This window comes from Craterilacuibacter sp. RT1T (assembly GCF_023502145.1).
Taxonomy (GTDB): Bacteria; Pseudomonadota; Gammaproteobacteria; order Burkholderiales; family Chromobacteriaceae; genus Craterilacuibacter.
Genome location: NZ_JAMFLI010000003.1, coordinates 349,526 through 356,988, shown reverse-complemented (window position 1 = coordinate 356,988; position 7,463 = coordinate 349,526). Strand labels below are relative to the sequence as shown.

At 58.3% G+C, this 7,463-nt stretch carries 7 protein-coding genes; 4 read left to right on the top strand and 3 right to left on the bottom strand.

Annotated elements, in window-relative coordinates; all coding sequences use genetic code 11:
• Positions 1-14 precede the first annotated feature (14 nt).
• On the bottom strand, positions 15-638 hold the full coding sequence (locus tag M3P88_RS07980; protein WP_249615518.1) for a 3'-5' exonuclease: 624 nt from the start codon (positions 636-638) through the stop codon (positions 15-17).
• Between the two features lie 209 nt (positions 639-847).
• On the opposite strand from M3P88_RS07980, the gene moaA reads away from it, so the two are divergent.
• Positions 848-1,846: a GTP 3',8-cyclase MoaA gene (gene moaA, locus M3P88_RS07975; RefSeq protein WP_249615517.1), complete on the top strand. Its 999-nt coding sequence runs from the start codon at positions 848-850 to the stop codon at positions 1,844-1,846.
• A 192-nt stretch (positions 1,847-2,038) separates the two neighbouring features.
• Here the strand turns inward: moaA and M3P88_RS07970 are convergent, their stop codons facing one another.
• Positions 2,039-2,350: a high-potential iron-sulfur protein gene (locus tag M3P88_RS07970; protein ID WP_249615516.1), complete on the bottom strand. Its 312-nt coding sequence runs from the start codon at positions 2,348-2,350 to the stop codon at positions 2,039-2,041.
• A gap of 248 nt (positions 2,351-2,598) precedes the next feature.
• On the opposite strand from M3P88_RS07970, the gene crcB reads away from it, so the two are divergent.
• On the top strand, positions 2,599-2,982 hold the full coding sequence (crcB, locus tag M3P88_RS07965) for a fluoride efflux transporter CrcB (RefSeq protein ID WP_249615515.1): 384 nt from the start codon (positions 2,599-2,601) through the stop codon (positions 2,980-2,982).
• Here crcB and M3P88_RS07960 read toward each other — a convergent pair.
• Positions 2,959-3,879 carry a LysR substrate-binding domain-containing protein gene (locus tag M3P88_RS07960; RefSeq protein WP_249615514.1) on the bottom strand — a complete coding sequence of 307 codons (921 nt, stop codon included), beginning with the start codon at positions 3,877-3,879 and terminating at the stop codon, positions 2,959-2,961. The two genes, crcB and M3P88_RS07960, sit on opposite strands and share 24 nt — an antisense overlap.
• 166 nt (positions 3,880-4,045) lie before the next feature.
• Here M3P88_RS07960 and M3P88_RS07955 point away from each other — a divergent pair, with 166 nt between their 5' ends.
• On the top strand, positions 4,046-4,975 hold the full coding sequence (locus M3P88_RS07955; protein ID WP_249615513.1) for a DMT family transporter: 930 nt from the start codon (positions 4,046-4,048) through the stop codon (positions 4,973-4,975).
• Between the two features lie 91 nt (positions 4,976-5,066).
• Entirely contained in the window at positions 5,067-7,424 is a 2,358-nt protein-coding gene (locus M3P88_RS07950; RefSeq protein WP_249615512.1) for a heavy metal translocating P-type ATPase, read from the top strand.
• Positions 7,425-7,463 lie beyond the last annotated feature (39 nt).

Genomic DNA, 7,463 nt, shown 5'->3' with positions numbered 1-7,463 from the left:
TCGTGAACACGCTCTTAGCGCGGTGCGTGCATCAGTCCGGCTTCCAGCAAGGCCTGATGCACGCAAATGGCGGCATAGGCATCGTTGGCGGCATACAGCAACTGGCGTTCGGCCAGCTCTTTGCTGGCCCAGTTGGAGGTGCTGATATGCTTGGATTTGGCCAGTTTCTGACCAAACAACATCGCAATGGCAGTTTTGGCGCCGATTTGCTGGCGATAGCCTTGAGCGCGAAAGCTGCGGTCCAGATCGATGATGTGTTGCGGAACGATGCCGAAGCGGCTGCCCAAGTGCCCAAGGTCACTTTTGAGTCCGAAACCGACCTTGGCGATATGTGGCGATTGCAATAGCGCGAATGCGGCCGGCAGACTGTCATGGTAATGGCTTTGAAACAGCCAGGCCCGGTCAAGACTGGAAAACTGCAAGACATGCGGGCCTTCCGAGTTTTGCCCCTTGTGAAAGGTGGGCCGCGATTCGGTATCAAAGCCCAGTGCCTGATGTTGTTGCATTTCCTGCAAGGCGGCTTCTGCGCTATCGCGACAACGCACCAGCGTGATGCGATCCAGTGTCAGCCCGGCAAAAGGCGGCAAGGTGGCGATATGGGTTTTGTCCGGCGGGGTCAGGGCTAAAGGCGAAGACATGGTATTCCAGTTTTTGGGTCTGCCGCCATTGTCCAGCATTGTTAACAGCATGGCTATGGTAGCGCTGGGCCAAAGCAGTGGAATGGTATTTGCGGATACGGATTTGTCGCTTACGCAATAAACGATGGCATAAGGATTAGTTTGTCGTGCCTATGGCATGTTTCTCGCTAGGGTGGCACAGTGCGCAGCATACTTGTTCGGGGTTTGTGATGGTAATGCCTGAAAACAATAGGGTACTGATCGACGGTTTTGGCCGCCGCATTGATTATTTACGCGTTTCGGTGACTGATCGTTGCGATCTGCGCTGTACATACTGCCTGCCCAAAGGCTTTAAAGGGTTCGAGGAACCGGCGCACTGGCTCTCGCACGAGGAGATGGCGCGCCTGATCGGCCTGTTTGTCGGTCTTGGCGTCTCCAAAGTGCGCTTGACCGGTGGCGAGCCCTTGTTGCGGCGCAATCTGACGGACCTGGCGATGCGCATCACCGCTTTACCGGGGCTGCGAGACCTGTCTTTGTCGACCAATGCCACCCAGCTTGCCCGCCATGCGCGTGCGCTGAAAGAGGCCGGTGTGACAAGGCTCAATGTCAGCTTGGATACGCTGGATGCGGCACGTTTTGCCCAGATTACCGGGCGCGACTGTCTGCCCCAAGTGCTGGAGGGGCTGCTGGCGGCGCGGGCGGCCGGCTTTGCACCGGTTAAACTCAATGCCGTGGTGCAGGCCGGGGTGAACGAGGCCGAGATTGAACAGCTGCTGGTTTTTGCCTTGAAACACAGCTTTGTGCTCAGGCTGATCGAGACCATGCCCATAGGCGACACCGGACGCCAGGCGGCTTACATCGATGTAACGGCCTTGGGCGAGCGCATTGCACAACAATACCAGCTGATTCCACAGGTGTTGGGGCAGGGGTCCGGGCCGGCCCGTTACTGGGCCAGCGCCGATGGCGGCATGAGTTTCGGCGTGATTACGCCGATGTCGCGCCATTTTTGCGCGGCCTGCAATCGGGTGCGTCTGGGCGTGGACGGGACGCTTTACCTGTGTCTGGGACAGAACGATAGCGTGGCGCTAGGCAGCCTGCTGCGTGAGGGGGCGAGCGACAATGAGTTGTTGACTGCTATTCGTGCGGCGATCGCCGCCAAGCCCGAACGCCATCATTTTAACGAGGCGCCGGACAAAATCGTGCGCTTTATGTCACAAACGGGCGGGTAAGACCGCTTTATGCACCATATCGGGCTCGCTATCTCGAGGGTGGGTCATGCTGCTGCAAGCCAAGGGTATTGAAAATAGCCAGGCTCTTCAGCTGCGGGAGTCACGACAAATGGCGTCGGACAGGGCTAGAAATAAGGGAAGCCCAAGTAAAAAACGGACCTGATGGTCCGTTTTTTACTTGGGCGGGATATATCAGGCTTTCTTGACCCAAGCGCTGCACCAGCCCTTGTTGGCAACCAGTTTGCCGCCGAAAATGGCGCAAGGCGCCGTGGCTGCAGTGGCTGCGCCCTGATAAAGCTGGCAATTGCCGCAGTGCTGGTCGGCGGTGTGTTTGGGGAATTTGGCCTTGTCGACTTTGGCGGTATTCACCTTGTAGCCCAGCGCGATGGCTTGCGGGTCGGTTTCTACTACGGCAGCGGGTGCGGCCATGGCCTTGCCGCCAAGTACGGCCAGTGCACCGGCAGCGGGGATTACTTTCAGCAGGAAAGTTCTACGACTAGTCATTTATTCACTCCTTGGGGTTTGTCTTATTGCCCCCGTTTTATCCGGGTGCGTTGTTTATAATCTTATATTATGTCGATAGCGTTTTCTGGTAATTTACTCGACACATTGTTGCATCTATTTGACATGCATCAAGCTTGACCTGCTTTAGGTTCTTTTATTTGATCAGTTCTGTGCGAGGTTTGGTCTTTTTTCTTTTCACGCGCTTCATGCATGAATAAACTTGAACGCTTTTTCAGGCAGAACAAGTCATGAAACAAGTCATCGCCATTTGCTGCGGAGCCAGTCTGGGGGCCTTGTCCCGCTGGGGGCTGAGCGAGTTAAACCGCCACTTTCCGCTTCTACCGCCGGGCACACTCGTTGCCAATTTGTTGGGCGGCTATCTGATCGGTCTGGCGATTGCCTACTTTGCCCATGCCGATATTGCCCCGCACTGGCGCTTGTTTGTCGTGACGGGCTTTCTGGGGGCGCTGACCACATTTTCGACTTTTTCGGTCGAAGTGACCTCATTGCTGCAACAGGGTCGGCCATTGTGGGCGATGTTTGCCGTCAGTAGCCATGTGCTGGGGTCGCTATTGATGACCGCTTTGGGGTTGGCAAGCTGGAATCTTCTACATAAGGCCGGCTTGTTTTGATGGGTTTGATATGTCCCCCTCAAGCAAAGCTTGCACCAGTTTTTGGCCATGCGCGGGTAGCTCTTGCCAGTCCGTGAAACAGATTTTCAGCTCCCGCTCGGCCCAGTGATCCTCTAGCCGGATAATGCGTAGCCCGTATAGCGGTGCCAGTTGTTGTGCGCTTTTGGTCGGCAGTATGCCCAAGCCGCAGCCTTGCCCTACCATATTGGCTAGAGTCTGGAAGTTGGGCATGCGCACGCGTATATGCAGCGTACTTCCCTTGAGTCTGGCCATGTCTTGCAAAAAGCGCTGCATGGCGCTGCTTTCGGATAAGCCGACAAATGGTTGATCCAGAGCCTCGGCAAACTTCAGGCTGGTCCTGCCCGCCAAGGCGTGCGAAGCGGCACAAACCAGTACCAGCCGGTCGCGGGCAAACGGCAGTGTGCTGAGCTGGTTGATGCCCATGCTGCCGTCCAGAATGCCGATATCGATCGAACCTTGTTCAAGCTGGCCAATGATTTCATGGCTGGGTGCCTCACTAAGCAGTAAGTCCATTTCCGGCTCATGCGCGAGCACATCGCCCAGTCTTTCCGGCAGGAAAACATGGCACGCCATGGTGTTGCCTGCGATGCGTAGTGCTCGGCATTTGCCTTGCCCCAATTCGATCAGTTCATCTTCCAGCTTGTCCGTCGCTTGTATCAGTTTGCGCGCATGCGCGAGTAATAGCTCGCCTGCTGCACTTAGCGTGATGCCCCGCGAGTGTCGCTCAACCAGAGTCAGCCCATAGAGCGTTTCCAGTTTTTTCAGCCGTTGGCTCGCCGCCGATAGCGCCATGGGGAAGCGCAAGGCGGTTGTGCTCAGGCTGCCACTTTCAGCCAGTAACAGGAAAAAGCGCAGGTCTACCAAATCCAATCGCATGGATACCCTTCTGTTTTAGTGAAAGCTTGCTATGGCAATGACAGAGGCCGGTTCAGCGCGCGTTGCGCATAATGACGGCTTCAAAGCAAGCATATTCATATATTTCATGAACGGGTTCAAGGTAATGATGGATCAAGCCGCCTTCGCAAAAAACAAAGGCTTACTGTTGGCCGTTTTATCCGCCGCCGGGTTTTCAGCCAAGGCTATTTTTGTCAAACTGGGCTTTGGCTATCACGCCAGTGCCGAAGCGCTACTGATGCTGCGCATGCTGTTTGCGCTGCCTTTTTTTGCCATCATGGCCTGGGCCTCTATCCGTCAAGGCGCTTTGCGGCGCATGGGGCGACAGGAAACGATGGCCGTGATTGTCTTGGGATTGTGCGGTTATTATCTTGCCAGCTTGTTTGATTTTATTGGCTTGCAATATATTTCGTCCGGACTGGAGCGCTTGCTGCTGTTTCTTTATCCCACGGTGGTGCTGCTCATCTCGGTCTTGTTTTTAGGTAAGCGTTATCCGCAGCGTGTCTGGCTGGCGGTAGTGCTGGCCTACGCCGGTGCGGCATTGGCTTTGCAGCATGATCTGTCTGCAGCAAAGGCCAATGATCAGGTCTGGACCGGCGTCGCGTGGGTCGGCGCCAGCATGTTAGCCTATGCTGTGTATGTGGCAGGTTCTGGCGAATGGCTTGCCCGCATTGGTGCAACAGCGTTTGCCGCCTTTGCCTCTCTTGTCGCTTGCATAGCGGTCATGCTGCATTTTGCTTTTACCAGCGCCTGGTCGGCGCTGATTTTACCGCCTCAGGTGTATATCATCGCCTTGGCTATGGCATTATTCAGTACCGTGTTTCCCGTCTGGGCGCTGAGTCAGGCCATACGGCTGCTGGGCGCCGGGCGTGCGGCTTCGGTCAGCACATTAGGGCCGGTACTGACGCTGTTTATGGGATGGGGCATACTGGGCGAAAGCTTGTCGGGCTTGCAGCTGGCGGGTGCTGTGCTGACGATAGGCGGGGTCGTACTGATTGCCAAAAGCGGGCAGCCGGGTGAGAAAATGCCGGAGCAGCGCAGCGCAAGCATAGGCGCCAGACAGTCTGAGTGCGCATAAGGGCGCCGGTGTTGTATCGAAGCTGATCATATTTAGTGAAGTCTGGATCATGCCCACCCATGCGGTGGGCTTTATTTTTTGGAGTGTTGCCATGCGTACCGTAACCCTGACCTTGCCCATAGACGGCATGAGCTGCGCCGCTTGCGCGACGCGGATAGAAAAAGTGCTGGGGCGGCTGGACGGGGTCGATGCCAGTGTCAGCTTTGCCAGCGAAAGCGTGCAGCTGAATCTGGACACCGACAAGCAAACCTTGTCCGCCGTTACGCAAGCCATTGCCAAGGCCGGTTTTAGCGTACCGCAGGCTTCGATGGAGCTGGCGCTGGAGGGAATGAGCTGCGCATCCTGTGCCACGCGTATCGAAAAGGTATTGAATCGCCTGCCCGGGGTGGAGGCGGTCGTCAATTTTGCCAGTGAAACGGTGCAAGTGCATTTTCCCGAGGGGACGCAAAGCACCGGTGCCCTGATTGCGGCCATTCAAAAAGCCGGTTATGGCGCGCGTGCGCTGACGGATGAGGCCGACAACGATGCCGCCCAAGTTCGCCATGCGGCGCAGTACCGGCATGAGCTGAAAATCTTCCTCTTGTCCTTGCTGCTGACCTTGCCCTTCTTGCTGGAGATGCTGGCCATGCTCGCCGGCGAGCATCACGGCTGGTTGCCGCGCTCTTTGCAGCTGCTCTTGGCTACGCCGGTGCAGTTTTATGTCGGCTGGCGCTTTTACAAGGGGGCGTATAGCGCCTTGCGCGGTGGCGGTGCCAATATGGATGTATTGGTCGCGCTGGGCACCAGCATGGCATGGGGTTTTTCGGCCTGGGTCACGCTGGCTGGGCTGACGCATCTGCATGTGTATTTCGAAGCCAGTGCCGCCGTGATTACGCTGGTGCTGCTGGGTAAATTGATGGAAGCGCGTGCCAAGGGCAAAACCAGCGGTGCGATTGAGGCGCTGATCCGTCTGGCGCCCAAACAGGCCCGGGTCGAGCGCGATGGTGGTTTTGCCGACGTCGCCGTCAGCGAGCTGGTCGCCGGCGATATCGTGGTGGTGCGCAATGGTGAAAATGTGCCGGTGGATGGGGTGATTCTGTCCGGCCAGGCCAGCTTTGACGAAAGCCTGCTCACCGGCGAGAGCCTGCCGCTGGTCAAAGCAGAAGGCGCGCAAGTGTTTGCCGGCAGCAAGAGCCAGGACGGGATGGTCAGAATCCGCGCCACCGGGGTGGGGGGGCGTACCCAGTTGGCTCAGATCGTCAAGCTGGTGCGCGAGGCGCAAGGCTCGAAAGCACCGATACAGCGCCTGGCCGATGTGATTTCCGGTGTGTTTGTGCCGGTGGTGGTGGCGATAGCCATGCTGACTTTTGCCGCCACGGGCTGGCTCATGGGCAGCTGGACGCAGGCGCTGGTGCATGCGGTGGCGGTGCTGGTGATCGCCTGCCCGTGCGCGCTGGGTCTGGCGACGCCAACGGCGGTGATGGTGGGCATAGGCAACGGGGCGCGGCGCGGCATTCTGTTTCGCAATGCAGCGGCGCTGGAAACCGCCGGCCGCCTGGGCCTGGTGGTGCTGGACAAAACCGGCACCCTGACCGAGGGGCGGCCTGAACTGGCCGGCGTGATCGCAGGCGCGCGCAGCGAAAACGAGGTCGTAGCTTTGGCTGCCGCCGTCGAGGCCGGCTCCGAACACCCGCTGGCGCGCGCGCTATTGGCGGTGGCACAGGCGCGCGGCCTGAGTCTGCCGGCCAGTCACGGTTTTTTAGCCTTGCCCGGCCAAGGGGTGCTGGCCGAGGTTGAGGGAGTCGGGCAAGTCAAGATCGGGGAGCCGGCTTGGCTAGGCGTGGCGCTGCCCGAAGCCGCTCAAGCCTGGGCGCGACAGGGGTGCACGGTGGTGGCGGTGGCCATCGCGGGCGAGCTGGCGGGGTTTATGGCCATTGCCGACAAGCTCAAGCCGTCTTCGCGTGCTGCGGTGGCCGGTTTGCAGGCGCTGGGTATCCGGGTGGTGATGCTCACCGGGGATAATCAGGACACGGCCGCTGCCATTGCGCAGGAGGCCGGCATCAGCGAATTCAAGGGCGAGGTCAAGCCCAAGCACAAGGCGGCCGAAATCGAGGCCTATAAAAAGGCCGGCCTCAAGGTCGGAATGGTGGGCGACGGGGTGAATGATGCGCCGGCACTGGCCGTCGCCGATGCAAGCTTTGCCATGGGCGCCGGCTCGGATGTGGCGATAGAGGCGGCCGATGTGACGCTGATGCATGGCGACCTGCTACACCTGCTGGACGCCATCCGCCTGTCGCGTGCCACGCTGACCAAGATCCGCCAGAACCTGTTTTTTGCCTTTATTTACAACACGCTGGGGATTCCGCTGGCGGCATTCGGCCTGTTAAATCCGGTGATTGCCGGCGCGGCAATGGCGATGAGTTCGGTGTCTGTCGTCAGCAATTCCCTACTGCTCAGGCGCTGGAAATAGGCTTGACGCCGGCAGTGCAAAAAAAACGGGCTTCATGAC

Excerpts from the sequence above, each read along its gene's own strand:
- moaA (WP_249615517.1), top strand. The coding sequence starts at position 848 with ATGGTAATGCCTGAAAACAATAGGGTACTGATCGACGGTTTTGGCCGC.
- M3P88_RS07950 (WP_249615512.1), top strand. The coding sequence starts at position 5,067 with ATGCGTACCGTAACCCTGACCTTGCCCATAGACGGCATGAGCTGCGCC.
- M3P88_RS07980 (WP_249615518.1), bottom strand. The coding sequence starts at position 638 with ATGTCTTCGCCTTTAGCCCTGACCCCGCCGGACAAAACCCATATCGCC.
- M3P88_RS07960 (WP_249615514.1), bottom strand. The coding sequence starts at position 3,879 with ATGCGATTGGATTTGGTAGACCTGCGCTTTTTCCTGTTACTGGCTGAA.
- crcB (WP_249615515.1), top strand. The coding sequence starts at position 2,599 with ATGAAACAAGTCATCGCCATTTGCTGCGGAGCCAGTCTGGGGGCCTTG.
- M3P88_RS07970 (WP_249615516.1), bottom strand. The coding sequence starts at position 2,350 with ATGACTAGTCGTAGAACTTTCCTGCTGAAAGTAATCCCCGCTGCCGGT.